Origin of the sequence: Brucella sp. 22210 (assembly GCF_052045675.1) — a bacterium.
GTDB lineage: Bacteria > Pseudomonadota > Alphaproteobacteria > Rhizobiales > Rhizobiaceae > Brucella.
The window spans coordinates 113,717-138,231 of record NZ_JBQEPD010000007.1; the positions used below are offsets into that span (position 1 = coordinate 113,717).

The window sequence follows — 24,515 nt, forward strand, 5'->3', positions numbered from 1 at the left end:
TTTGTTCATACTGTCATTCTGGTTTTAGTTGTCGAAACCAACCTTATCAACCAGTTCGCTGGCTTCCTTGCGATGGCTGACGATTTCAGTCAGCGGAACCTTGTCGATCTTCAATTCGCCGAACGACTTCACAATCGCATCGACCGGAGCGCCTGGCTTCACCGGATATTCGTAATTGGCCTCGGCATAAATCTTCTGTGCTTCGTCGGAGACGAGATATTCGAGAAGCTTGATAGCTTCTTCCTTATGTGGGGCATTCTTGGCCACGGCTGCGCCGCTGATATTGACCTGCGTGCCACCGTCCTTGAAGGTCGGGAGAATAACCTTGATGCCCTCGCCCCAGCCCTTCTGCTCATCGCCGCCCTTGCCCGAACGCATCAGTCCGACATAATAGGAATTGGCAACAGCGATATCGCAAATGCCGCCGACAATATCCTTGGCGCCGTCGCGGTCGCCACCGGCAGCCTTGCGGGCCAGATTGGCCTTCAGGCCGGTCAGCCAGGCTTCGGTCTTTTCAGCACCGTAATGGGCGATGTAATCGGCAAAAAGCGCAGTATTGTAAGGATGCTGACCAGCGCGGATGCAGATCTTGCCTTTCCACTTCGGGTCAGACAGGTCTTCGTAATTGATGGCGTCGAGTTCCAGATCCTTTGCGGCATATACAACACGGGCGCGCAGCGACAGGGCATACCAGTTGCCCTTGGCGTCACGGAGCTGTTCCGGCACGGCTTCGCTCAGCGCCTTGGATTCGACCGGCTGCGTCAGTCCCTTTTCCGCGAGATCGACAAGGTTGCCCGCATCGACGGTCATCAGAATGTCGGCAGGAGAGCTCGCGCCTTCCGACGCGACGCGCTCGGCCAGACCATCCTTCAGAAACACCGTATTGACCGTAATGCCCGTCGACGCCTTGAATGCGTCAAGCAGAGGCTGGATCAAGCCCGGTTCGCGCGTTGTGTAAATGTTCACCTCATTGGCGGAAGCAGTTCCGGATAGAAATGTCGCTGCAACGAGAGCAAGGCTGGCACGCGCGAAAATGGGCATTTTACCTCCGTTTGGAATAATTCCAAATTAAATGATGAGTGATGCAATCAACTTATATTAGCTGTTTCTGGTTCGGTCAATCGCCGCGCCAGGCAAAAGCAAACCAATCGAAATCAGCTGTGGAAGATCAAGGCCTTATCGCGGTCGAAACGAACAAACACATAATTGACGGTGCTTGGCACATGGATGGGCGTGCGAAGACGCAAGCGCAATGGTGCAGCGTCGGCATGGAGCACCAGTTCCTCTGTTTCGCCAAGGAAGGTGCGCATCTCGATCAGGCAACGCAAATCGCCAGAAACAGCATCGTCATCTCCAACGATATGCAGATCGCCGGGGCGCAGATAGACGGAGACGTCCTTCGCCGATTGCAGCGCTTTCGGCGCTTTGAACGAGCCGAAAGCAGTATCCACCACGCCGCTTTGCAAGGCACCGGGAATAACATTGAAATCGCAGAAGAAGTCTGCCGCATAACGGCTTTCGGGACGATCATGGAGATCGCGCGCGGTGCCGCTTTGGACGATCTCGCCTGAACGCATCAGCACGACGCGGTCGCCGGTCGACAGCGCCTCCTCTGCCTCATGCGTCACGATGATTGCAGTTGTACCGAGCGCGCGCAAAAGGCTGACGGTCTCGCGACGCACCTTTGCCCGCAGGCCGCGGTCGAGATTGGAAAATGGCTCATCCATCAATAGAAGATGCGGCTTCGGCGCGAGCGCGCGTATCAGCGCCACGCGCTGCTGCTCACCGCCTGACAGCATATGCGGATAACGCTCGGCCATATGCGACAGGCCGACAAGTTCAAGCAGTTCGCGCACTCGCTCCTGTGCCGCATCACGGCGCATTTTGCGCAGTCCGAACAGGACATTGTCACGCACGCTCAAATGCGGAAACAGCGCATAGTCCTGAAAGACCACGCCGATATTGCGCTTGTCCGGTTCCACGAATGTTGTGGGAGAGGCAAGCACCTTGCCACCCATACTCAGCGAGCCGCCATCTGGCGCGTCGATACCGGCGATTATGCGCAGCATGGAGGTCTTGCCGCAGCCGGAATGGCCGACGAGGCAGATGATCTCACCGGCCTGCACATCGAGCGACACATTGTTAAGCGCAAGGACAGAGCCAAACTGGCGGGTAACGCCCGAAAGCGTCAGAGCCGGACCAGATGCTCCGGCTTCTTCCTGCAATTGCTCAATCTGATTGCGCGCGTCCATGCCTGACCGGAATCCCCATATCCATTCCGTCGCATATAGACACTGTTTTTCAGCTTCGCCACTAAAACAGGACCGATTTTCTCAAGAACTGGATAAGCACCTCCATCTTTTTAAGAATTCGGTGTTGCTTTGGGTATCAACTTGGTTGATTGCCAGCAAAAAGCGGAGCATGTTCGGCACTCTTCCGCATGCCCAATCACACTTCAGGAGAATGATCATGGGGCCCGTCACGGACAAGGTCGCGACAGCCGAACGCCTGCCGCAAGAAACGAAAATTGCCATTATCGGCGGCGGCGTCATCGGTGTTTCCACCGCCCTGTTTCTGGCCGAACGCGGCATCCCGGTCGCCCTGTTCGAGAAGGGTGAAATCGCAGGCGAACAATCCAGCCGCAACTGGGGCTGGTGCCGTCGCACGGGCCGCGATACCCGCGAAATGCCGTTGATCGTTGAAAGCATGCGGCTTTGGGATGGAATGAACGAGCGCACGGGCCGCGAAACCGGCTTCCGCGTGACCGGCATCGCCTATGCAGCTGAAAAAGCCGAACAGATGGCGAGTTACGAGCAGTGGATTGCCGCCGCCCGCGAGCATGGCATTGAAACCGACATTCTGAACAGCCAGCAGGCCGAAGCACTGGCTCCCGGTCTGACCCGACGCCTCGCAGGCGGCATGATCACGCCACTCGACGGCCGCGCAGAGCCGCAAAAGGCCGTGCCCGCCTTTGCCGCCAAGGCGCAGGAAGACGGTGCTGTCATCATGCAGAATTGTGCCGTGCGCGGCATCGAGACGACGAATGGCCGTGTCACTGCCGTTTTAACGGAAAAGGGCCGCGTGCGTTGCGAGGCTGTCGTGGTGGCTGGCGGTGCCTGGTCGCGTCTGATCATATCGGAATTCAACGCCCGCCTGCCGCAGCTCAAAGTGCGTTCATCGGTGTTCCGCACCACGCCGATTGAGGCCGGTGTTGAACCTGCCATCGCCTATTCGGATTTTGCGCTGCGCAAGCGGCTCGACGGCGGCTATACGGTCGCAAGCCTCGGCGGCTCGATCGCCGATATCGTCCCCGACAGCTTCCGCTATCTGAAGGATTTTCTTCCGTCTCTGTCGAGCGGCGAATGGTTCAATGTGCGCTTTCGTTTCGGACAGCGCTTTTTCGAAGAAGCCTTCCAGTGGAAGCTGCGTCCTGCCGATCAGGTCTCTATCTTCGAGAAAGTCCGCACGCTGGACCCGGAACCACACCGCGCCGCCAATGCGGCCATTCTGGCAAAGCTGAAACAGGCGATCCCAGCCTTCGCATCTGTATCGATTGCGCAGGAATGGGCGGGGATGATCGACACCATGCCGGATATCATTCCGACCATTTCGCCAATCCCCGGTGTTGAAGGCCTGATCGTCGCAACCGGCTTCTCCGGCCACGGCTTCGGCATCGGCCCCGGTGCTGGCCGTCTGGTAGCGGATATGGTCAGCGGTGAAACGCCGGTGGTCGATCCATCACCGTTCCACATTTCCCGCTTTTCCGACGGCTCGAAACTCCGCATCGAGAACTGGGGCTAAGCCAGACGCAACACAATCCCCGGAGCCGACAACTCCGGGGCATTTAACGCGGACTATTCAATCACGCCGCAGGCAAAGCGTGCGCCACCGCCACCGAGCGGCTTTGGCTCATCCGAATAATTATCGCCGCCAACATGGATCATCAGGGCACGGCCCTTGACCTCATCCAGCGATTTGAGGCGCGGCGAAACCACACTGCCGGTAATCTTGCCGTCTGCATCCGCTTTCAAGAGCGGCAGGTCGCCCATGTGGCCCTCGCCTTCCGGCCCCATATGGTGCTTGGTATGGCCCGGATCGTAGTGACCACCAGCCGCCTGTGCGGCAACGGTCTTTCCGTCCTGTTCCGCTGGTGCACAACTTCCCTTCTCATGGACATGGAAGCCATGTTCACCCGCAGCGATGCCCTGAAGATTGGGCGTAAATTGCAGGCCGTCAGCGGTTTGCGAAATCGTAATCGTGCCGAGTTCCTTGCCCTGTCCTGTGGGCAGCGCTTCAAACATTTTCACGCTCACACCGTCCGCAAAGGCGGGCACGCTCGCAAGCGCCAGTATCGAACCTAAAATCAAACTGCGCATCGTCTCCTCCATCCTCAAATTCGTTTCCGATGCAGGATTAACGTGCGGACGAGCAAATTGTTCGGTCTTCGCATGGTGCGGATGATTGCGCGGCGGTGTTCCGCCGCGCAATCCGGCATCGGATCAGACCGTCACAAACTGTCCCATCATGCCGACATCTTCATGCTCCAGCACATGGCAATGGAACATAAACGGATGGCTGGGCACGGCTTCACGGTCGAAGTGCACCAGAAGCTCCGCCTTGCCATCGATCAACGCAGTATCCTTCCATCCCGATTGATGGGCGGGGGGAGCCTTGCCGTTCAAGGTCAGGATACGGAAAGAAGCCCCGTGGATATGAAACGGATGCGCCATTTCCTTCGTGGTCAGCTCCCATATTTCCCATGAACCCATCTTGGCCTCGACATCGATGCGCTTCATGTCGAAGGGTTCGCCTGCAATCGCCATGCGCACGCCGGATGTCAGCGCATCCAGCGCCGGACCTGCCTCGGCAGATGTGCGACTGCCATGCATCATATCGTGGTTCATCTCACCACCCGGCATAGCCCCCATATCCATATTGCCCATGTCCATATTGCCCATATTGTGGCCAGCATGGGGGTCTGCGGCAGGCTTTTGCATCATTAGCTTCATGTTTTCAGCCATACGCTCATCAAAGAAGAATGAACGCCTGCGCACCGATTTGCTGAGGTCTGGCACTTCCGGCGCTTCCAGATTTGCCGGTATGTTTTTGACACTTCCCTTGAGAGCACTATCGACAACGAACCGCATCAGCATCTGGTCCTTGCCGCCGCTGTCATCGCTTGCAGTCAGAAGTTCGACACCTTCGTTACCTGTCGAAAAGTCGACCAGCACCTCATAACGCTCGCCGGGGCTGATCGTCAGCCGCTCGACAGCTTCCGGCTTGCCGGTGAAGCCGCCATCGGAAGCAAACACATGCAGCAGACGATTGTCGCTGAAACGCACATGGAAATTGCGCGCATTTGCGCCGTTGAGAATGCGCAGGCGCACGACTGCCGCAGGCACTTTCGCTTCGGGCGCGATAACGCCATTGACGATCAGCCGGTCCCCGCGAAAGCCATGCATCAGATCCATGATATCGGGCTGATACACCTTGTCCCCTTCAATGACACGGCGATCCTGAAGCACCAGTGGAATATCATCCACACCATAGGTTTCCGGCAGGCCGCGCTCCGCATCCTTGCCGTCGCTGACGATCATCAGTCCGGCAATCCCCATATGCGCCTGACGGGCGGTCGAACCATGCAAATGCGGGTGAAACCAGTTGAACGAAGCGGGTTGATTGACCGTTACCTTCGGTTCCCAGCGATCTCCTGCCGGAACGAGATTATGCGGCCCACCGTCAAGGATGGACGGGACGAACAGCCCGTGCCAATGCAGGGTTGTCTCCTCATCCATGCCGTTCTCAACGGCGAGCGTGACGCTTTCGCCATTCTTGAGGCGCACAACAGGACCAAGATAGGTTCCGTTGATACCGGCGGAAGCCGCATCACTGCCCGGCTCGAACGAATGGCGGCCTTTGCCGATCTTGAGCTTTACGACGGCCGCGGCATCGGGTTCCAGCAAGGGCGGCATGGGCAGGCTTGGGCCCTGAGCCGCCGGGGCCATTTCTATGGCGCCATGGTCCATGTTCTGATGCGCATCCTGCGCAAAACCGGTCAAAGGGCGAATGGCGGCAAGACTTGCCGCGCCCGCGCCAAGCGCGAGCAGACGACGGCGAGTTAATCCACGCATGGTGAAGTCTCCAAATAGAATTCCAGACAATAATCCTGACGCCGCCGATGGATCGGCAGCGCATTCGGCGATTAGAGCGAGAGCGCTATTGGAGGTCGTAAAAGGTCGTGCCGGGGATTGCTGCTCATTGCAGCAACAAGCGGAGGAAGACCGAAATCCTGTGACGGTGCAAGCACACCGATATCGGCAGTCAACTGAACAATACAGCCGCAGGCCATCATCACACAGGCGACGGGCGCCTTTGCACCATGATCCGTGGGCGCTTGTTGTCCCGCATGGTGAGACGTCGGCATCGTGCTATCAGCAGATTGCTGTTCGCTCATGTGGCAGCCAACGGAAACGCCTACCGTCGGCATATCATGCGCCATAGCATAGCAAAGCTGTGTGGAAACCAGAAACAGCAGCGACAGAATCGTCACCAGTGCACGCGACTGCACGTGCAGGACGGAAAGTCCCCACATGTTGCGTCTGCCACTGATATTGCGTTTCATGAATTTCATATCCGCATCCGAGCTGATGCCAACTGGTTATCGACCCGAATCTAGGGATGCCGTGCGACAATTGAAAGGCCTATTCTTGCCTCCCATGATTTTGATCCCACTTTCACTTTTCTTTCGAAAAGAAGAGTTCTGCGTTCATAAAATTACGCAAACACCCTTTTCCGCTTGCGATTCCGTATCGCAAGGTTTTAAAGAACCTCATCTTGGCTGCTCCCAATTATAACAGCCCACAAAAACGGATAAGAAAAATGACTGTCGCTCAAGCGGTTGTTCCGCAGCAAAACTCCGCGCGCCGCGTTCTGGCCGCAAGCATGATCGGCACAACGATCGAATTCTTTGACTTCTATATTTATGCAACGGCCGCGGTGATTGTATTCCCGCATCTGTTCTTCCCGGCCAGCGATGGCAATTCTGCACTGCTACAATCGCTTGCCACCTTTGCGATTGCCTTCTTCGCCCGCCCGATTGGCGGCGCGCTGTTCGGCCACTTCGGCGACCGGATCGGCCGCAAGGCAACGCTGGTTGCAGCACTCATGACCATGGGTATTTCCACGGTCGCCATCGGCTTCCTGCCAACCTATGAATCCATTGGCGTCTGGGCAGCTCTCCTGCTGGCGCTGTGCCGTCTCGGTCAGGGCCTCGGCCTCGGTGGTGAATGGGGTGGCGCAGTGCTGCTCGCAACCGAAAACGCACCGGAAGGCAAGCGTACCTGGTACGGCATGTTCCCGCAGCTCGGTGCGCCGGTCGGCTTCATTCTGGCAACGGGCATTTTCCTGTTCCTGGCTGAAATCCTCACCGAAGAACAGTTCTTCGCCTTTGGCTGGCGTGTTCCGTTCATTGCCAGTGCAATTCTCGTCGCGGTCGGCCTCTTCATTCGCCTGAAGATCGCTGAAACGCCGGAGTTCCAGAAGGCCATCGACAAGGCAGAGCGCGTTGAAGTGCCGGTTGCCACGCTGTTCAAGCAGCACAAGCTGAACCTGTTCCTCGGCACCATTGCCGCAGTCGCAACCTTCGTGCTGTTCTACCTCATGACCGTGTTTTCGCTCGGTTGGGGCACGCGCGCCCTTGGCTACAGCCGTGAAGAATTCCTCGTCCTTCAGATGATCGGCGTTGTGTTCTTCGGCCTGACCATTCCGCTGTCGGCTATCCTGTCCGACCGTTACGGCATGCGCCCGGTGATGATCATCGTCACGATCCTGATTGGCGTCTACGGCCTGATCATGGCTCCGCTTTTCATGGGCGGTACGGCTGGCGTTCTGGCCTTCCTGATCATCGGCTTCGGCCTGATGGGCATGACCTATGGCCCAATCGGCGCAGCACTTGCCGAACCGTTCCCGACCTCGGTTCGTTATACCGGCGCATCGCTGACCTTCAATCTGGCTGGCATTCTCGGCGCATCGGTCGCGCCTTATATCGCGACCTGGCTCGCCACGCATTATAGCTTCGACTATGTCGGCTACTACATGGTGGTTGCGGCCCTGATCTCACTGATAGGCTTTACCTTCATCTCGTTCAAGCGCGGCAAATAAGACCAAGCTCAAGAACAAACAAAAGCCCGCGTGGAGCGATCCACGCGGGCTTTTTCTTTTCCTTCGCCGAAGCCTTATTCGACGTCGGCAGCTTCCAGAGCGATTGCGACCGACTGGATGATCGACGCAAAACGCGCTGCCGTCTGAATGATTTCCGTCGTCACATTGGCCTTGCGCAGCACATCTTCATGCGCGTCAATGCACATGCCGCAACCGTTGATCGCCGACACGGCAAGCGACCAGAGTTCGAAATCAACCTTGTCCACGCCCGGATTGCCGATCACATTCATGCGCAGCTTGGCTGGCAGTGTGCGGTAGTCCTTGTTCGAGGCCAGATGCACGAAGCGGTAATAGACATTGTTCATGCCCATGATGGACGCGGCCGACTTTGCAGCCTGCACCACCGATGCGTCGACCTTGCCAGCGGCTTCGGCAGTCAGCGCCTTGCGTACATCCGCATTGCGCGAAGCGATGCCGCAAGCCACGAACAGACCGTATTTCTGCTGCGGGGTCAGCGTTTCGTCGCTGGCCATGGATGACAGGTTGAGGCGGACATCCTTGGCGAAATCCGGAATTTTTGACTTCAGGTCGTCAATCGACATGGAACCCTCTTATTGCTTATTGCTGGATAAAAGAAAGGCGGGCCTGAACCCGCCTTTTGATTGCTTGTACGGGGCAGATCAGGCTGCCTTCAGCGTGTCGCCACCGACTTCACGGTTGCAAGGGCACAGTTCATCGGTCTGCAAAGCATCGAGAACGCGCAGCGTGTCCTTCGGAGCGCGGCCAACATTGAGGTTGGTTGCGTAAACGTGCTGGATCGTGTTGTCCGGATCGACAACGAAGGTGTAGCGGTAGGCAACGCCATCCGGCGAACGAACGCCGAGGCCGTCTACCAGCGAACCATTGGTGTCGGCAAACGACCAGATCGGCAGCTTGTCGAGATCCTTGTGGTCGCGACGCCATGCCAGCTTCACGAATTCATTGTCGGTGGAACCGCCGAGAACAACAGCGTCACGGTCTTCGAAATCCGAAGCCAGGCGGGCAAATTCAGCGATTTCCGTCGGGCAGACAAAGGTGAAATCCTTCGGGTAGAAGAAGATAACCTTCCACTTGCCTTCGAAGCTCGTTTCCGTCAGCTCTTCGAATGCCGAAACGCCGTTTTCTTCGTGATGGTTGAAGCCGGGCTTTACGCCGGTGACCTTGAAAGAGGGAAGCTTATCGCCAATACCGAGCATCTTAACACCTGCCTGTAAATTCTATAAAGATTCAGAAAATTCAGAATTTTCAGAACTTTCTGCTTGCGAGTCATCTATAGTCGGCTTGCCCATATCGGTCAAAGCGATTAAAGCGATTGTTCATATCGATTATAACGATAAGCCCTTCATTTTATGCTCAATATCAGCGTCCGCCAGCTTCACTATTTTCTCTCGCTCGTACAGGCAAGCTCCTTTTCGCGCGCTGCTGATGCTGTCGGCGTCACCCAGTCGACGTTGAGCGCCGCCATTCAGGCGCTGGAAGCGGAACTGGGCGTCACATTGATCGACCGTACGGGCCGACGCATGCAGCTATTGCCCGCCGGAGAGGATTTTCTGGCCCGCGCCCGTGATATTGTGGCGCGCATCGAAGAACTGCCCGAACATGCGCGACAGGCCGAACGTCCGCTGACCACGCGCCTGCGGCTGGGTGTTATTCCGTCCGTCGCACCTTTTTTCCTGCCGAAAGTCCTGCCTGCGACAGCCAGCGCCTTTCCCGAGCTGCAATTGACGGTTCGCGAAGGACTGACGCGCAGCCTGCTTGAAAGCCTGCGCTCTGGCACGCTGGATGTCGCGCTCGTGGCGCACCCCTATGATCTCGACGAGTTCGAAATGGCGGAAATCGGTCATGATCCGTTTTTCCTCGCCGTGCGTCGCGACCACGCGCTTGCCAACAGGGACCGCGTCGATGCCGACGACGTGCTGGATGAACCTTTTCTGCTTTTGGAAAGCGGCCATTGCCTGCGTGAACATGTGATGGCGGCCATCGGTTCGAAGCCTGCGCAAAGCGGTGGCGATGTGCATGCCACCAGCATAATGACGCTGGTTCAGCTCGTACAGTTCGGCATGGGTGTCACACTGTTGCCGGAGCTGGCGGTCAAGGCCAATGTGGCGCGCGGCACCGATCTCAGCATCGTGCCCTATGAAGGCAAGAACAATTACCGCTCGCTGGTTCTGGCGTGGCGGGCAAATGCGGCCCGGCGCAACGAATTTCAGCTATTCGCCAGCCATCTGCGCGACAACTGCATGGGCGACGAAGCCTGACCTGAATTACAGAACACCCCAGGCGCGAAAACGGCCTCGGCCCGTCATTTCCCGCAGGTTGAGTTCACCGACCAGTTTCAGCGCGCCCTGCTGCGTGACTTGCAGTTCCTTCTCGATCATCTGGCTTGAAACCAGCGGATTGCTCAGGATCATCTCCATCAATTGGGGCAAACGCGATGAAGAACGGCGCCCCTTCAGCTTGCGTTGCATCTGCTCGCGCGCCAGCATCAGGCGGTCATGCTCCTTCATTCCCGCCTCGGCAGCCTCTTCGATTGCCGCCAGAAAAACCTTGAGGCGCATCAGCCGGTTCGGCGCACGGCGTTCATTGGGCTTCTTCGTCTGTAACCCGACGCTGATCGCGGGCAGATGATGGGCGGCAATGCCCGACTGGCTCAGAAAGGAAGCCGTCAACAGGCGACCAATCCAGGATGAACGCTGCACCACCTGCATCGAGAACCAGGCGTCATGCATGATCGCGGCGCGCAGGAGCGGCGGCAAATGCCGGGTTGAATCGAAAATATCGCGCCATTCCTGCAGCCGCTCGGCCTCGTCCCAGTCGTCTTCATAGATCAGCGTATCGCGTGGCAACGGTTTCGGCTTGCGGGCTTCACTGGTCACGCCTTTCAACAGGGCATCAGTCCGCGCCAGAAGCGCATCGATATCATCGAGCAGCGGATCGCTGTCATCATCATCTGACAGCACGGATGGCTCCGGCTCCGGTGTTTCGGCGATATCGGGGTTAAGCCCCAAGAGCTGCCGCATACCGACAGGGCTCATCGCCCAGCCCGCAGCACGGTTCGCAATCTGGCGGCGCATGCGCAGCACCGCATGGGCGACGGTCAGGGCATGGCTCGGCGTGCGGCTATCCATCAGCGCATCATGGAGTACGAGGTCTTCCAGATGCACCAGTTCGCCTTCCAGCCACATGGATGAAACGGCGTCATGCATATGCATGCGCCGTATCAATCCGTCACAGATGGGAGAACGTGCCAGCCGCTCATCCAGTCGTGTCAGCGCGGCAGTCGCGCCAGTCACGGCCAGGAAAAGTTCCTCAAGCGGCAGGTCATCGATTTTGTAAGCCATATCCGCATATCGCAGCCTCACGACCGGAAAGGCAAACGGAAATCAATAGCTAGGCAAGAACGTCCGCAACTTTCACCGTGCGGCCCTCTTTAACCGAGCGCAAAGCCGCCTCGGCCAAAGCAAGGGCCTGCAAGCCATCCTCGGCTGAAGGCGACGGCGCTTTGCCACTATCCAGCGCATTGATGAAAGACGCGATTTCCGCTGCATAGGCCTGTGTGTAGCGCGTCATGAAAAAATCGTGCAGCGGCGGACGGGTGTATCCATCCTTGGACGCCACCTCAATCGACACCGGACGCTGGTTTTCTGCCGATGCCGCACCCAGCGATCCATGCACTTCGATACGCTGATCGTAGCCATAGGAGGCGCGACGCGAATTGGAAATAACGCACTGACGACCGGAAGCCGTGGTGAGGATGACGCTGGCGCTATCATAATCGCCAAGTTCGCCAATCTTCGGGTCCACCAGCACCGAGGCGGAGGCAGAAACGCTGTCGATCTCCTCGCCGAGAAGAAAACGCGCCATGTCGAAATCATGGATCGTCATATCGCGGAAAATCCCGCCTGAAACCTTGATATATTCAGCTGGCGGCGCGCCTGGATCGCGGCTCGTGATCGTGACCATTTCGACCTTACCGATCTGGCCATCGTCAATCGCCTTGCGGACGGCTGCAAAATGCGGATCGAAACGGCGGTTGAAGCCGAGCATCACCTTCGCACCGGTCTCCTTGATGACTTTCAGGCAAGCCCGCACCCGGGCGATGTCGAGATCAATTGGCTTTTCGCAGAACACCGCTTTGCCTGCCCGCGCAGAACGCTCAATCAGATCGGCATGGGTGTTGGTCGGCGTGCAGATCAGCACCGCATCGAAATCACCGGACTTCTCGATCTCATCGATTGTGCGCACTTCCGCACCTGCAGCGTCGGCAATGGCATGCGCCGCCGCTTCATTGGCGTCGGCGACCGCGACCAGTCTCGCGCGCTTGTCCGACGCTATCGCGCCCGCATGAACCTTGCCGATGCGACCTGCGCCAAGCAGTGCCAGACGTGTCACCATTGCCTTATCCCTCCTAGGAAACAGCCGTTGAACGGCTACAAAAATGCTTGATATTCCCACCGATGCATTTACCGCTAAATTGCCCCGTTTATTGGGGATCACGCGCAAGGCATATTGGAATATTTATTCTATTTTGCTAGAATGTAGCATAAAGATTGTCAAGACACCCTTTTGGAAAGTCCGCGATGGATAGTGTTTCCACTTCATCCCCAGCCCCAGCGACCGTCAAGGAATTCGAAGCGCGTTTGCTGGAAGTTTCCGACCGTCTGCCGAAACGGCTCAAGCAATGCGCGGATTTTGTCGCGGCCAATCAGGATCGCATCGCGGTTTCGACAGTGGCAGAAATGGCCGATGGTGCAGGTGTTCAAAGCTCTGCCTTCATGCGGTTTTGCCAATTGCTCGGCTTTTCCGGCTTCTCGGAAATGCAGAAGCTTTTCCGCGAATCGTATGCTGGCGGCTGGCCGGATTATTCGACCCGTCTGGAACATCTGCGCGAGACAGCAGCCAACAGCGCGCCTGCCTTGCTGGCCGAATTTGCCGAAGCCGGTCGCACATCGCTTGAAGGCCTGCTCAAGACAATAGAACCGGAAGCGCTGGAAAAGGCCGTGGAGATTCTGGCGCGCGCCGAGACCATCCATCTCGTCGGCATCCGCCGCGCATTTCCGGTGGCAAGCTATCTCGCTTATGCGCTGGAAAAGATGCAGGTTCCGGCCATGCTGCACAGCGCCGTCGGCAAGCTGGAAAACATGCACGCCATCCGCAAAGGCGATGTGCTTCTGGCAATCACTTTTTCTCCCTACTCTGCTGAAACCATTGAGATGGCGGAATCAGCTGCCGCTCGCGGCATCGATGTCGTTGGCATCACGGACACGATCGTCAGTCCCCTGAGCAAGCTTTCACGCCAGACCCTGCTAGTGTCCGAAGTGGATTTCGGCGCTTTCCGCTCTCTTTCCGCAACCCTTTGTCTGGCCATCGCGCTTGCCGTCGCTGTCGGCACCGCCCGCCAATCAGGCTAGGGCGGCGCTGTTTCTCATCAAAGCCGCCCTAGCATTTTGTTTATACGCATTTCCGAACGCAAAACCGCTTCACACTTTTGCTGGAAATGCTTGCATTCCATTTTTCGGTTGAAATGGAATAATAAATCCATTTTAATCAGAAATGGAATAACTGCTATGCGCACAGAATCGCATTGCGGTCATCATAAGAGGTGCCGAGGGAGGAAGCGCATTTCATGGAGAAGCCGCTCGACTTGATAACGATTGGCCGGTCTTCGGTGGACCTCTATGGCGCGCAGATCGGCGGCCTTCTCGAAGATATGGCTTCCTTCAACAAATATGTCGGCGGCTCACCGACCAATATAGCAACGGGCACCGCCCGGCTCGGCCTCAAATCCGCGCTGATCACGCGGGTTGGCGACGAACATATGGGCCGTTTCCTGCTGCGAGAACTGGAACGGGAAGGTGTCGACACGCGTGGCATCGTCACCGACCCGCAGCGTCTGACGGCACTTGTCATTCTCGGCATCCGTGACCAGCAGCATTTCCCACTCATCTTCTACCGCGAGAACTGCGCCGACATGGCGCTCTGCGAAGACGATATCGATCCGGATTTCATCGCTGAAGCCGGATGTGTTCTCGCAACCGGCACTCACCTGTCGCATCCGCGCACAGAAGCAGCGGTCATCAAGGCGCTGCGTCTTGCGCGTCAGAATGGCAGCCGCACTGCGCTTGATATCGACTTTCGTCCCAATCTCTGGGGGCTGTCGGGGCATGGCGATGGCGAAAACCGTTTTATCGAGTCGGTTGCCGTCACTGCCAAGCTGCAATCAAGCCTGCCGCTTTTTGACCTCATCGTCGGTACGGAAGAAGAGTTTCACATTGCAGGCGGCTCGACCGATACGCTCTTAGCCCTCAATGCTGTTCGCAAGATCACCGATGCTGTCCTTGTCTGCAAACGCGGGCCGATGGGTGCGGTGGTTTTCGAAGGCGATATTCCGGACGATCTCGACAAGGGACAAAGCGGAGAGGGCTTTCCCATCGACGTTTTCAATGTGTTGGGCGCAGGCGACGGCTTCATGTCCGGCCTGTTGCGTGGCTGGCTGAAAGGCGAAGACTGGCCGACCAGCCTGAAATTCGCCAATGCCTGCGGCGCTTTCGCCGTCTCCCGGCATGGCTGCACACCCGCTTATCCAAGCTGGGAAGAAATGCAATATTTCTTCCGCACTGGCATTCGCAATCAGGCGCTTCGCAAGGATGCGCAACTGGAGCAGGTGCACTGGTCCACCAACCGCAATGGTGACTGGCCGCATATGCGGGTCTTCGCTTTCGATCATCGCATCCAGCTGGAACAGATGGCTGCCGAGGCTGGCGTGGACAGTGCCAGGATCGGTGAGTTCAAACGGTTGTGCCTCGATGCCGCCTTGCAGGTATCCGGTGGAAGCGGCGGCTATGGCATCCTGTGCGACGGCAGGCTGGGCCGGGATGCGCTCTATCGTGCGGCTGGTTCCGGCCTCTGGATCGGGCGACCCACAGAATGGCCGGGATCGCGTCCGCTGAAGCTTGAACCGGACCTTGGGGCCGATTGCGGCGGGCTTGTGGAATGGCCGGTCGAGCATGTGGTGAAGCTCCTGTGCTTCTACCACCCGGACGATACCGCAGACATGAAGGCTGAACAGGAAGCCACCGTCAAACGGCTTTTCACGGCGGCGCGACGCAACCGGCTGGAATTCCTGCTGGAAATCATTCCGTCCAAGGCAGGCCCCGTCGATGACGAAACCACGGCGCGTGTCATTCAGCGCTTCTATGATATCGGCGTCTATCCCGACTGGTGGAAGCTGGAGCCGATGAAGACCAAGGCGGCCTGGGCCAATGCCTGTGAAGCCATCACCCGCAACGATCCATACACCCGTGGTATTGTCGTTCTTGGACTTGATGCGCCAGCGGAGGAGCTGGAATCGAGCCTCGGAATTGCGGCGGGCTTCGATCTTGTGAAAGGCTTTGCCGTCGGCAGAACCATCTTTGGTGACGCAGCGCGCAAATGGCTGAACGGCAAGATCAGCGATGATGAGGCCATTGCCGAAATGGTCGCGCGCTACAAAAACCTGTGCGATGTCTGGGACAAAGTGCGCAGACACTGATTCATATGTCGGGAGGAGACATGACAACCGTTCGACTGACCGCCGCGCAAGCGCTGGTGCGTTATCTCGCGAACCAGATGACACCGGAAGGCGACACATTCATCGCAGGCGTCTGGGCCATTTTCGGTCATGGCAATGTGGCGGGGCTGGGCGAAGCGCTCTATGGCATCCGCGAGCAACTGCCGACATGGCGCGGCCATAACGAGCAAACCATGGCCCATGCGGCCATCGCCTATACCAAGCAACTTGGTCGCAAACGCGCCTGCGCCGTCACATCCTCCATCGGCCCCGGCGCGACGAATATGGTAACAGCTGCTGCGCTGGCCCATGTGAACCGCCTGCCCGTTCTGCTTATTCCGGGCGATGTCTTCGCCAATCGCGGCCCTGATCCTGTGCTGCAGCAGATCGAGGATTTCGGCGACGGCACCATGACCGTCAATGACTGTTTCCGCCCGGTAAGCCGCTATTTCGACCGCATCACTCGGCCGGAACAGCTTCTCACTGCCTTGCCCCGCGCCTTCCGCACCATGACCGACCCTGCCGATTGCGGCCCGGTGACGCTCGCTTTTTGTCAGGATGTTCAAACGGAAGCCTATGACTGGCCGCTGGAATTCTTTGCGCCCAAAGTCTGGCATTGGCGTCGCCCTCCGCCGGATGAGCTGGAGCTGGCAACCGCCATCGCAGCCATAAAAAGTGCATCCAAGCCTGTGATCGTCGCGGGCGGCGGTGTGCATTATTCCGGCGCACACGAGGCTTTGAAACAATTTGCCGAAGCGCACGGCATTCCCGTCATTGAAACGCAGGCCGGCAAATCCGCGTTGCCATGGGATCATACGCTCAACTTCGGCCCCGTCGGCGTGACAGGTGCCGATAGCGCCAATGCCATTGCCGCCGAAGCGGATCTGGTGATCGGCGTCGGCACCCGCTTTCAGGATTTCACCACCGGTTCATGGGCGCTGTTCAAGCATCCGGGACGGAAGCTGCTGTCGCTCAACGTCCAGCCCTATGACGGGTCCAAGCACAATGCACTGCCTTTGGTGGCGGATGCGCGGATCGGTTTGCAAGCGCTTAACGCTGGGCTTTCGGGTTACAAGCGCCGGCCGGTCGACACGCGCTTGAAAGACAAATGGTTTGCCGATGCGGACCGGATTACTGCTGCACCGGCGGAAGGCAATGCACTGCCCACCGACATGCAGGTCATCGGTGCCGTGCAACGCCAGTCACGTGACAATACCGTTGTCATGTGCGCAGCCGGCACGATGCCGGGCGAGCTGCACCAGCTCTGGAAAGCCGGGCGCGCCATGTCCTATCACATGGAATATGGCTTCTCCTGCATGGGCTATGAAATCGCGGGCGGCCTTGGCATCAAAATGGCTGAACCGGATCGCGATGTCATCGTGATGGTTGGCGATGGCTCCTACATGATGGCGAATTCCGAACTCGCCACCGCCGTGATGCTTGGCCAGAAAATCACCGTTGTCCTGACCGACAATCGTGGCTTTGGCTGCATCAACCGCCTCCAGATGGCCACGGGCGGTGCGGAGTTCAACAATCTGCTCGACCATTCGGCCCATGTGAACCCGTCGCAGATCGACTTTGCCGCACATGCCCGCGCCATGGGGGCTGACACGCGCAAGGTTACCTCGATCAAGGAACTGGAAGCGGCTCTTGCCGAAACGCGCGAAAGCCCGCGCACAAGCGTGATCGTCATCGATACCGATCCCTATCCAACGCCTGATACCGGCGGCTGGTGGTGGGATGTTGCCGTGCCGGAAGTATCGGAGCGCGAACAGGTGCGCACAGCCCGCCGTGACTATGAAGCCCAGCTCAAGGAAAGAAACTGACCGATGATCCTTTACGGCACCAATCCCATTGCCTGGTCCAATGATGACGACCGCAGCCTTGGCGCGCATATCACGCTGGATCAATGCCTTGATGAAGCTGCGAAAATCGGCTTCGACGGCATAGAAAAGGGCCATAAATTCCCGCAGGAACCGCAAGCACTCAAGGCTGTGCTGGAGCCGCGCGGATTGCGCTATGTCTCAGGCTGGCACTCACTGAACCTGCTCGTTAATTCGGTCGAAGACGAGAAGGCCGCGATGCAGCCAGCGCTCGATCTTCTGAAAGCCATGGGCTCGAAGGTGATCATCGTCTGCGAAACCTCCAACGCCATTCATGGTGACAATGACAAGCCGCTTTCCGAGCGCCCTGTGCTGGAAGAAGCCCGTTGGGCCGCGTTCGGCGCAGGCGTCGAAGCGCTCGCCGCCCATGCGGCTGAACAGGGGATCGCGCTCGTCTATCACCACCATATGGGCACGATCGTGCAGAGCGAAGACGAGATCGACTTGCTGATGCAACATACCGGCCCGGCGACGAAGCTCCTGCTCGATACCGGACACTGCCTGTTCGGCGGCGGCGATCCTGAGCGCGCAGCGAAAAAGCACATGGCGCGTGTCGGCCATATCCATGCCAAGAATGTTCGCCCGGCGATCGCGACCGAAGTCAGCGACCAGAGTCTTTCCTTCCTTGAAGGGGTGCGTCGCGGCGTGTTCACGGTCCCCGGTGACAAGGAAGGCGCAGTCGATTTCGTGCCCGTTCTCAAGCAAGCCGCCGAACATGGTTATCAGGGCTGGCTCGTGATCGAAGCCGAACAAGACCCGGATATTCGCAATCCGTTCGAATATCAGACGCTTGGGCTGAAATCGCTGAAAGCATTCGCCAGAGAAGCAGGGCTCGACAAGGGAGACTGAGACATGGCCAATCTGTTACGCAAGCCACAGGGCGCGCATGGCAAAGTCCACGACATCACACCGGAAAGCGCCGAATGGGGCTATGTCGGTTTCGGTCTCTACCGGCTGAAACCGGGCGACACGGTCTCTGAGCGCACCGACGCCACCGAGGTCATTCTGGTTCTGGTAGAAGGCAAGGCCAGAATTACCGCATCAAGCGAAGATTTCGGCGATATGGGCGAACGCATGAGCGTATTCGACAAGCTGCCGCCGCACTGCGTCTATGTTCCGGCGGAAAGCGACTGGATCGCAATGGCGACGACCGATTGTGTTCTGGCCGTATGCACTGCGCCGGGCAAGCCCGGCCGCAAGGCGCAGAAACTTGGCCCCGAAGGCCTGACGCTGGAGCAGCGCGGCAAGGGCGCCAACACGCGCTACATCCACAATATCGCGATGGAAGGCCGTGACGTTGCCGACAGCCTGCTGGTGACGGAAGTATTCACGCCACAGGGCAACTGGTCGTCCTACCCTCCGCATCGGCATGACGAGGACAATTATCCGGATATGACCTATCTGGAGGAAACCTATTATCACCGGCTCAATCCGGCGCAGGGTTACGGCATCCAGCGCGTCTTTACCGAAGATGGCAGCCTTGATGAGACAATGGCCGTTTCAGACGGTGATGTTGTGCTGGTCCCGAAGGGACATCATCCCTGCGGCTCGCCCTATGGCTATGAGATGTATTATCTCAATGTCATGGCTGGACCGCTGCGCAAATGGCGATTCAAGAACCATCCCGACCACGACTGGATTTTCCAGCGTGACAACCCAACCTCGTAGAAGGTGAAAGCGAAGACGGCAATGCTGCCAGCTTGATCGAAAAGCCTGAATTCCTCAAATTTAAATGCAGTCATTTAGAATATTGAGGAAAACCATGCCTACCCTTGTGAAAGTATCCAACGAAACGGTCGGAACGCATATGATGTGTCTACATCAAGAGCTGGATGACAAAACGTTTGCCGTTATGCATTTAGACTTGGCGGGACAAATCCATCACCAAGGATATGATAATTGGATCATGCACCCAATCGAAGAAACGAATGTGCATTCAACAAACCAAACCACTTTCACCTTAGAGATGTACCCGCGCGAAGCCAATTTGGTCTTGCGGCAAGATTCGGACCCTACCAATCCTCACAGCTCTGCTCGGGCATGGGCCGCTAATCTTAGCAGCGCAATGCCAGTGTCTCTTACATACAACCCAGATGCGGGGACAATCACCACGGGTTCCGGATCGAACTTACTGTATCTCAGCACAAACAGAAGCGATCCTAGCGATACTTATGTTTATTTTACTGAAACGTCGACGGACCGCTGGAAAATCGAATACCTCAGATAACCATGAATAGAGCCCCGGAAATCCGGGGCTTTTTCTTATAATCCAGCGACTTTCTTCAGATCATCCACCGCACCTGGACCCGCAACGAAGACCTTGTTCCCCTTGGTGAGGTTTTCACCATCGGTCGGAAAAGGATGGGTATAACCACCAGCCTCGCGCACAAGGCAGATGCCCGCCATGCAGTCCCATGCGCGCATATAGGGCTCGTAATAACCAACGAGACGCCCCGCTGCCACATAGGCAATCATCAGCGCGCCAGAACCGTTGCGAATGAATGTGCCACCAGCTTCAAGCAGGTTCTCAACGATCTTCGCAATCGTCTGCGGGGTGACGTGATGGTTTGCGCCAATACCGGTAACCGCATTGCGAACGGTGCGCGACGGATCGAGCGTCAGCGTCTTGCCGTTGAGGGTCGCGCCCTGCCCTTCGGCTGATACATAAAGCTCGTCGAAGCATGGCGCATAGATGACACCGACAACGGGTTCACCATCCTTGAGAACAGCAATGGAAACGCACCAGCTCGGCATGCCATTGACGAAGGGGCTGGTCCCATCAATGGGATCGACCACCCAGGTATAACCGGACGATCCCGTGTTCAGCCCGAACTCTTCACCGAGAAATCCGTCTTCGGCAAAGGCTTCCGAAACCCGGGCACGAATAAGCTGCTCGACATCACGATCTGCGATAGACACCACATCCTGCAAGTCCCCCTTGGTTTCGATCACAAGCGTCTCGCGGCGATTGAAATAATCCAGCGCCTTCGTGCCCGCTTCCTGTGCAAGCGTCTGTGCGAGCGCCAGCCGCGCTTCAAGATTCTGTCGAGATTGCAATGTCATGACTACTTCCAGTGAGAATCAAACGAACAAATCTTTGTTGCGCTATCCCTCATGGATGACAAGTTTATGAAAAAGGCGGCCCTGAAGCCGCCTTTTTCAAATATGTAAACAGAGTGTGATCAGCCAATTGCCATCAGGCTGGCATTGCCGCCCGCAGCCGTCGTGTTGATCGAAGTCGATACCTCTTCCAACAGCCAGTTGAGGCAGTAGGCGTCATCCTTTGCGGCCAGTTCTTCCGTCGATGCCGCCTGCGTCAGAACCAACGGTCCCGGCAGCCCTGCGATCTTCTGGTTGACCTCAAGAATGCGCGCGCTGTCGCCTTCCACAAGTGCACCGGCGAAAGGCGCATCTGCCTGCCAGTCCTTGCTCCAGCTGATACGGGCAACGATACTGGCCGGAAGGTCCTTCAGGCTTGCCTGCAAGCCTGAAGCCGCATCGATTGCAGCCGTGTTGCCGGTGGCAAGCACTGCCGTCAGCTGGCGATAGAGACCGATTTCGGTCTGCGGCACCAGCAGAATGCGACCACGCGGATGCAGCGCATAGAGGTTGCGTTCGCCGACCGGACCCGGCAGCTCGATATCGAGACCAAGTGCCGAAACGCTACCCGTCTCACGCGCAGCCTGCGCCAGATCATTCATGCCGCGCTGGCCGAGCCACTTGGCGAAATCCTTGAGCGCAGCATCGGTGTGAACCGAGCTGTGGCGCGGCGGGATCGGCGCCGTATCCACCAACCGTCCGAGATAGAGCGGACCACCCGCCTTCGGGCCGGTGCCGGACAGGCCACGCCCACCAAATGGCTGCACGCCGACAATCGCACCGATGACGTTGCGGTTGATATAGACGTTACCGACGCGGATACGGTCGGCGACATTGGCGATGGTTTCATCAAGACGCGTATGCAGACCGAAAGTCAGGCCATAGCCCGTTGCGTTGATATCGTCGATCAGGCGCTCCATGTCATCGCGCTTGTAGCGGACCACATGCAGAACCGGGCCGAACACTTCACGCTTCAGGTCGCGCAGCGTTTCGATTTCGATGATGGTCGGCGCAACATAGGTGCCCTTGGCTGTTTCTGGTCCAAGCGGAAGCTGTTCAACCTTGCGGCCAAGCTCACGCATGCCCTGAATGTGCTTTTCGATGATGCCCTTGGCTTCATCGGTGATGACCGGACCAATATCGACCTTCAGCTTGTCGGTGCGTCCGATGGACAATTCGCGCAGCGCGCCTTTCAACATGGCCAGAATGCGGTCGGCCACGTCTTCCTGAAGGCAGAGCACACGCAGCGCCGAGCAACGCTGGCCAGCGCTGTCGAAAGCGGAAGCGATAACGTCGAAGACGACCTGTTCTGCAAGCGCCGAAGAATCGACGATCATCGCGTTCTGGCCGCCGGTTTCGGCGATCAGCGGGATCGGCTTGCCATTTGGCAGCAGACGGGACGCAAGCTGGGCCTGAATGAGACGCGCAACTTCGGTCGAGCCGGTGAACATCACGCCACAGGTTTCCGGCGCTGCAACCAGCGCTGCACCAATACGGCCATCGCCCGGCAGGAGCTGAAGTGCATCAGCCGGAATACCGGCTTCATGCAGTATGCGCACGCCCTGCGCGGCAATCAGCGGCGTTTCTTCGGCAGGCTTCGCCAGCACCGGATTGCCTGCAACAAGCGCTGCAGCAATCTGGCCGGTGAAGATGGCGAGCGGGAAGTTCCACGGGCTGATGCAAACGATTGGACCCAATGCCTTATGGGCAACGCCAAACGTGCGACGCGTCTGTTCGGCGTAATAACGCAGGAAGTCGATGGCTTCGCGCACTTCGGCAATGGCGTTCGGCATGGACTTGCCCGCTTCACGCATCACAAGGCCGAGCAGTTCCGGCATGTCGCGCTGCATGATGTCGGCAGCGCGATCAAGGCAAGCGGCACGCTCAGCAGGTACAACAGCCGACCAGCTCGCAGTCGCCGTCTTCGCAACAGCCATGGCCTTCGCAACATCAGCGGCATCGATTTCCGTAACCGTGCCGACGACGTCTTCGCGATCACCCGGGTTGAGTACCGGACGGCTTGCGCCTTTGACCTTGTTGCCTGCAACCTGCGGCTCGGACGTCCAGTTGCGATCTGCCGTTGCTTCAAGCTTCTTGCTCAGCGCGTCGAGCGTCACTTCGTTGGACAGGTCGAAACCAGCAGAATTCTGGCGAGCGCCATAGAGGCCTTCCGGCAACGCAATCTGGTCATGGCGCGCACCGACGACAGCCATGGAGCGCACGACCTCGACCGGATCGGCAACGAGTTCATCGACCGACACATTTTCATCGCCAATGCGGTTGACGAAGGACGAGTTTGCGTCGTTTTCGAGCAGACGGCGAACCAGATAGGCCAGCAGCGTTTCATGCGTGCCAACCGGCGCATAAATACGGGCCGGACGGCCAAGCTTGGACGGGCCGACAACTTCGTCATAGAGCGGTTCGCCCATGCCATGCAGGCACTGGAATTCGAACTGGCCGGTTTTAAAATCCTGTCCGGCAATGTGATAGATCGTCGCCAGCGTCTGCGCATTGTGCGTCGCAAACTGCGGGAAGACGGCATCGGTTGCCGCCAGCAGCTTGCGGGCGCAGGCGATGTAGGACACGTCGGTGTGCACCTTGCGGGTATAGACCGGGAAGTCTTCCAGACCGTCCACCTGCGCGCGCTTGATTTCGGCGTCCCAATAGGCGCCCTTCACCAGACGCACCATGACGCGGCGCTTGTTACTCCGAGCCAGATCGATAATGAAATCGAGCACAAACGGGCAGCGCTTGCCATAGGCCTGTACCACGAAGCCGATGCCTTCCCAATCGGCCAGATCCGGATCTTCGATCAGGCTCTGCAACAGATCGAGCGACAGTTCCAGACGGTCGGCTTCTTCGGCATCGATGTTCAGGCCGATATTGTAGGACTTGGCAATGGCCGCAAGCGCCTTCACCTTCGGCAGCAATTCACCCATGACGCGTTCGCTCTGCGAGCGGACATAGCGTGGATGCAGCGCGGAAAGCTTGATGGAAATGCCGGGGCCGTCATAGATGCCGCGACCGGCGGAAGCGCGGCCAATAGCATGAATGGCGGTTTCGTAATCCTTGTAATAACGCTCGGCGTCGGCAGCGGTGGTCGCGGCTTCGCCCAACATGTCGTAGGAATAACGGAAGCCGCGCTCTTCCAGCGGCTTGGCGCGCTTCAGCGCTTCGTCGATGGTTTCGCCGGTGACGAACTGCTCGCCCATCATGCGCATGGCCATGTCGACGCCACGACGGATGACCGGCTCGCCGCAGCGGGCGATAAGGCGCGTCAGCGCAGCCGAAAGGCCGCGATCATTGACGGTGTTGGTGAGCTTGCCGGTAACGACGAGGCCCCAGGTTGCCGCATTGACGAACAGCGAACGACCGCCGCCAATATGGGACTTCCAGTCGCCATTGGAGATCTTGTCGCGGATGAGCGCGTCGCGCGTTGCCATGTCCGGAATACGCAGCAGCGCTTCGGCAAGGCACATCAGCGCCACGCCTTCCTGGCTTGACAGCGAATATTCATGCACCAGACCTTCAACGCCGGTGCCCTTGTGCTTAGCGCGCAGCGCCTCGATCAGTTTGCGGGCCGTGGCGCGAACAGACTTGCGGGTTTCTTCCGGGAGTGTCGCCTGCTCAACCAGAGCCGTCACACATTCCGCTTCCGAACGGCGATAGGCGCTCGTAATGATCTGACGCAGAGCGCTCTGCTCGCGGATCGGCGGCGCGAAATTCTGGAAAACCGGATTTGTAGAGGCAGGAATTTTATCAGTCATGGTGCAAGGCTCGCAAAA

At 58.0% G+C, this 24,515-nt stretch carries 19 protein-coding genes; 8 read left to right on the top strand and 11 right to left on the bottom strand.

Annotated features, from left to right (window positions below; genetic code table 11):
• Nucleotides 1–24: 24 nt before the first annotated feature.
• Both ACTJKP_RS11535 and ACTJKP_RS11540 read right to left on the bottom strand, forming a co-directional pair.
• Entirely contained in the window at nucleotides 25–1,041 is a 1,017-nt protein-coding gene (locus ACTJKP_RS11535; protein ID WP_440630747.1) for a Fe(3+) ABC transporter substrate-binding protein, read from the bottom strand.
• Nucleotides 1,042–1,154: 113 nt separating this feature from the next.
• On the bottom strand, nucleotides 1,155–2,252 hold the full coding sequence (locus tag ACTJKP_RS11540) for an ABC transporter ATP-binding protein (RefSeq protein WP_440630748.1): 1,098 nt from the start codon (nucleotides 2,250–2,252) through the stop codon (nucleotides 1,155–1,157).
• A gap of 217 nt (nucleotides 2,253–2,469) precedes the next feature.
• Between ACTJKP_RS11540 and ACTJKP_RS11545 the strand changes: the two genes are divergently transcribed.
• The gene (locus ACTJKP_RS11545) at nucleotides 2,470–3,801 is read left to right on the top strand and encodes an NAD(P)/FAD-dependent oxidoreductase (RefSeq protein WP_182519789.1); all 1,332 of its coding nucleotides are present in this window, start codon (nucleotides 2,470–2,472) and stop codon (nucleotides 3,799–3,801) included.
• Nucleotides 3,802–3,854: 53 nt separating this feature from the next.
• Here the strand turns inward: ACTJKP_RS11545 and sodC are convergent, their stop codons facing one another.
• From sodC to ACTJKP_RS11560, 3 genes are all read right to left on the bottom strand, one after another.
• Nucleotides 3,855–4,376 carry a superoxide dismutase [Cu-Zn] SodC gene (gene sodC / locus ACTJKP_RS11550; RefSeq protein WP_440630749.1) on the bottom strand — a complete coding sequence of 174 codons (522 nt, stop codon included), beginning with the start codon at nucleotides 4,374–4,376 and terminating at the stop codon, nucleotides 3,855–3,857.
• Between the two features lie 123 nt (nucleotides 4,377–4,499).
• The gene (gene cueO, locus ACTJKP_RS11555; RefSeq protein WP_440630750.1) at nucleotides 4,500–6,131 is read right to left on the bottom strand and encodes a multicopper oxidase CueO; all 1,632 of its coding nucleotides are present in this window, start codon (nucleotides 6,129–6,131) and stop codon (nucleotides 4,500–4,502) included.
• A 71-nt stretch (nucleotides 6,132–6,202) separates the two neighbouring features.
• Nucleotides 6,203–6,631, bottom strand: a complete 429-nt coding sequence (locus ACTJKP_RS11560; protein ID WP_440630751.1) for a hypothetical protein — start codon at nucleotides 6,629–6,631, stop codon at nucleotides 6,203–6,205.
• A gap of 248 nt (nucleotides 6,632–6,879) precedes the next feature.
• On the opposite strand from ACTJKP_RS11560, the gene ACTJKP_RS11565 reads away from it, so the two are divergent.
• The gene (locus tag ACTJKP_RS11565; RefSeq protein ID WP_440630752.1) at nucleotides 6,880–8,160 is read left to right on the top strand and encodes an MFS transporter; all 1,281 of its coding nucleotides are present in this window, start codon (nucleotides 6,880–6,882) and stop codon (nucleotides 8,158–8,160) included.
• A 74-nt stretch (nucleotides 8,161–8,234) separates the two neighbouring features.
• On the opposite strand, the gene ACTJKP_RS11570 is transcribed toward ACTJKP_RS11565, so the two are convergent.
• Both ACTJKP_RS11570 and ACTJKP_RS11575 read right to left on the bottom strand, forming a co-directional pair.
• On the bottom strand, nucleotides 8,235–8,762 hold the full coding sequence (locus ACTJKP_RS11570; RefSeq protein WP_440630753.1) for a carboxymuconolactone decarboxylase family protein: 528 nt from the start codon (nucleotides 8,760–8,762) through the stop codon (nucleotides 8,235–8,237).
• Nucleotides 8,763–8,840: 78 nt separating this feature from the next.
• Nucleotides 8,841–9,395 (bottom strand): peroxiredoxin, encoded by a 555-nt coding sequence (locus ACTJKP_RS11575; protein ID WP_078336808.1) that lies wholly within the window; start codon nucleotides 9,393–9,395, stop codon nucleotides 8,841–8,843.
• Between the two features lie 153 nt (nucleotides 9,396–9,548).
• Between ACTJKP_RS11575 and ACTJKP_RS11580 the strand changes: the two genes are divergently transcribed.
• Nucleotides 9,549–10,457, top strand: coding sequence for a hydrogen peroxide-inducible genes activator (locus ACTJKP_RS11580; protein ID WP_440630754.1), 909 nt, complete (start codon nucleotides 9,549–9,551; stop codon nucleotides 10,455–10,457).
• 6 nt (nucleotides 10,458–10,463) lie between these two features.
• Here ACTJKP_RS11580 and ACTJKP_RS11585 read toward each other — a convergent pair whose 3' ends face one another.
• Both ACTJKP_RS11585 and iolG read right to left on the bottom strand, forming a co-directional pair.
• On the bottom strand, nucleotides 10,464–11,540 hold the full coding sequence (locus tag ACTJKP_RS11585) for an RHE_PE00001 family protein (RefSeq protein WP_440630755.1): 1,077 nt from the start codon (nucleotides 11,538–11,540) through the stop codon (nucleotides 10,464–10,466).
• Nucleotides 11,541–11,589: 49 nt separating this feature from the next.
• Nucleotides 11,590–12,594, bottom strand: coding sequence for an inositol 2-dehydrogenase (gene iolG, locus ACTJKP_RS11590; RefSeq protein WP_440630756.1), 1,005 nt, complete (start codon nucleotides 12,592–12,594; stop codon nucleotides 11,590–11,592).
• Between the two features lie 185 nt (nucleotides 12,595–12,779).
• Here iolG and ACTJKP_RS11595 point away from each other — a divergent pair, with 185 nt between their 5' ends.
• From ACTJKP_RS11595 to iolB, 5 genes are all read left to right on the top strand, one after another.
• The gene (locus ACTJKP_RS11595; protein WP_440630757.1) at nucleotides 12,780–13,610 is read left to right on the top strand and encodes a MurR/RpiR family transcriptional regulator; all 831 of its coding nucleotides are present in this window, start codon (nucleotides 12,780–12,782) and stop codon (nucleotides 13,608–13,610) included.
• 215 nt (nucleotides 13,611–13,825) lie between these two features.
• Entirely contained in the window at nucleotides 13,826–15,730 is a 1,905-nt protein-coding gene (locus tag ACTJKP_RS11600; protein ID WP_440630758.1) for a bifunctional 5-dehydro-2-deoxygluconokinase/5-dehydro-2-deoxyphosphogluconate aldolase, read from the top strand.
• A gap of 20 nt (nucleotides 15,731–15,750) precedes the next feature.
• Complete coding sequence (iolD, locus tag ACTJKP_RS11605) at nucleotides 15,751–17,574, top strand: 3D-(3,5/4)-trihydroxycyclohexane-1,2-dione acylhydrolase (decyclizing) (RefSeq protein WP_440630759.1); 1,824 nt, start codon at nucleotides 15,751–15,753, stop codon at nucleotides 17,572–17,574.
• A 3-nt stretch (nucleotides 17,575–17,577) separates the two neighbouring features.
• Complete coding sequence (gene iolE / locus ACTJKP_RS11610) at nucleotides 17,578–18,480, top strand: myo-inosose-2 dehydratase (protein ID WP_440630760.1); 903 nt, start codon at nucleotides 17,578–17,580, stop codon at nucleotides 18,478–18,480.
• A gap of 3 nt (nucleotides 18,481–18,483) precedes the next feature.
• Complete coding sequence (gene iolB, locus ACTJKP_RS11615; protein WP_440630761.1) at nucleotides 18,484–19,299, top strand: 5-deoxy-glucuronate isomerase; 816 nt, start codon at nucleotides 18,484–18,486, stop codon at nucleotides 19,297–19,299.
• 594 nt (nucleotides 19,300–19,893) lie between these two features.
• On the opposite strand, the gene ACTJKP_RS11620 is transcribed toward iolB, so the two are convergent.
• Both ACTJKP_RS11620 and putA read right to left on the bottom strand, forming a co-directional pair.
• Nucleotides 19,894–20,694, bottom strand: a complete 801-nt coding sequence (locus ACTJKP_RS11620; RefSeq protein ID WP_440630762.1) for an inositol monophosphatase family protein — start codon at nucleotides 20,692–20,694, stop codon at nucleotides 19,894–19,896.
• Nucleotides 20,695–20,813: 119 nt separating this feature from the next.
• Entirely contained in the window at nucleotides 20,814–24,497 is a 3,684-nt protein-coding gene (gene putA, locus ACTJKP_RS11625) for a trifunctional transcriptional regulator/proline dehydrogenase/L-glutamate gamma-semialdehyde dehydrogenase (RefSeq protein WP_440630763.1), read from the bottom strand.
• Between the last annotated feature and the right edge of the window lie 18 nt (nucleotides 24,498–24,515).

Coding starts and splice junctions, on each gene's coding strand:
- ACTJKP_RS11535 (WP_440630747.1), bottom strand. CDS start 1,041: ATGCCCATTTTCGCGCGTGCCAGCCTTGCTCTCGTTGCAGCGACATTT.
- ACTJKP_RS11560 (WP_440630751.1), bottom strand. CDS start 6,631: ATGAAATTCATGAAACGCAATATCAGTGGCAGACGCAACATGTGGGGA.
- ACTJKP_RS11545 (WP_182519789.1), top strand. CDS start 2,470: ATGGGGCCCGTCACGGACAAGGTCGCGACAGCCGAACGCCTGCCGCAA.
- ACTJKP_RS11575 (WP_078336808.1), bottom strand. CDS start 9,395: ATGCTCGGTATTGGCGATAAGCTTCCCTCTTTCAAGGTCACCGGCGTA.
- iolB (WP_440630761.1), top strand. CDS start 18,484: ATGGCCAATCTGTTACGCAAGCCACAGGGCGCGCATGGCAAAGTCCAC.
- iolG (WP_440630756.1), bottom strand. CDS start 12,594: ATGGTGACACGTCTGGCACTGCTTGGCGCAGGTCGCATCGGCAAGGTT.
- ACTJKP_RS11620 (WP_440630762.1), bottom strand. CDS start 20,694: ATGACATTGCAATCTCGACAGAATCTTGAAGCGCGGCTGGCGCTCGCA.
- ACTJKP_RS11565 (WP_440630752.1), top strand. CDS start 6,880: ATGACTGTCGCTCAAGCGGTTGTTCCGCAGCAAAACTCCGCGCGCCGC.
- cueO (WP_440630750.1), bottom strand. CDS start 6,131: ATGCGTGGATTAACTCGCCGTCGTCTGCTCGCGCTTGGCGCGGGCGCG.
- ACTJKP_RS11595 (WP_440630757.1), top strand. CDS start 12,780: ATGGATAGTGTTTCCACTTCATCCCCAGCCCCAGCGACCGTCAAGGAA.
- iolE (WP_440630760.1), top strand. CDS start 17,578: ATGATCCTTTACGGCACCAATCCCATTGCCTGGTCCAATGATGACGAC.
- ACTJKP_RS11540 (WP_440630748.1), bottom strand. CDS start 2,252: ATGGACGCGCGCAATCAGATTGAGCAATTGCAGGAAGAAGCCGGAGCA.
- ACTJKP_RS11570 (WP_440630753.1), bottom strand. CDS start 8,762: ATGTCGATTGACGACCTGAAGTCAAAAATTCCGGATTTCGCCAAGGAT.
- putA (WP_440630763.1), bottom strand. CDS start 24,497: ATGACTGATAAAATTCCTGCCTCTACAAATCCGGTTTTCCAGAATTTC.
- ACTJKP_RS11580 (WP_440630754.1), top strand. CDS start 9,549: ATGCTCAATATCAGCGTCCGCCAGCTTCACTATTTTCTCTCGCTCGTA.
- ACTJKP_RS11585 (WP_440630755.1), bottom strand. CDS start 11,540: ATGGCTTACAAAATCGATGACCTGCCGCTTGAGGAACTTTTCCTGGCC.
- ACTJKP_RS11600 (WP_440630758.1), top strand. CDS start 13,826: ATGGAGAAGCCGCTCGACTTGATAACGATTGGCCGGTCTTCGGTGGAC.
- sodC (WP_440630749.1), bottom strand. CDS start 4,376: ATGCGCAGTTTGATTTTAGGTTCGATACTGGCGCTTGCGAGCGTGCCC.
- iolD (WP_440630759.1), top strand. CDS start 15,751: ATGACAACCGTTCGACTGACCGCCGCGCAAGCGCTGGTGCGTTATCTC.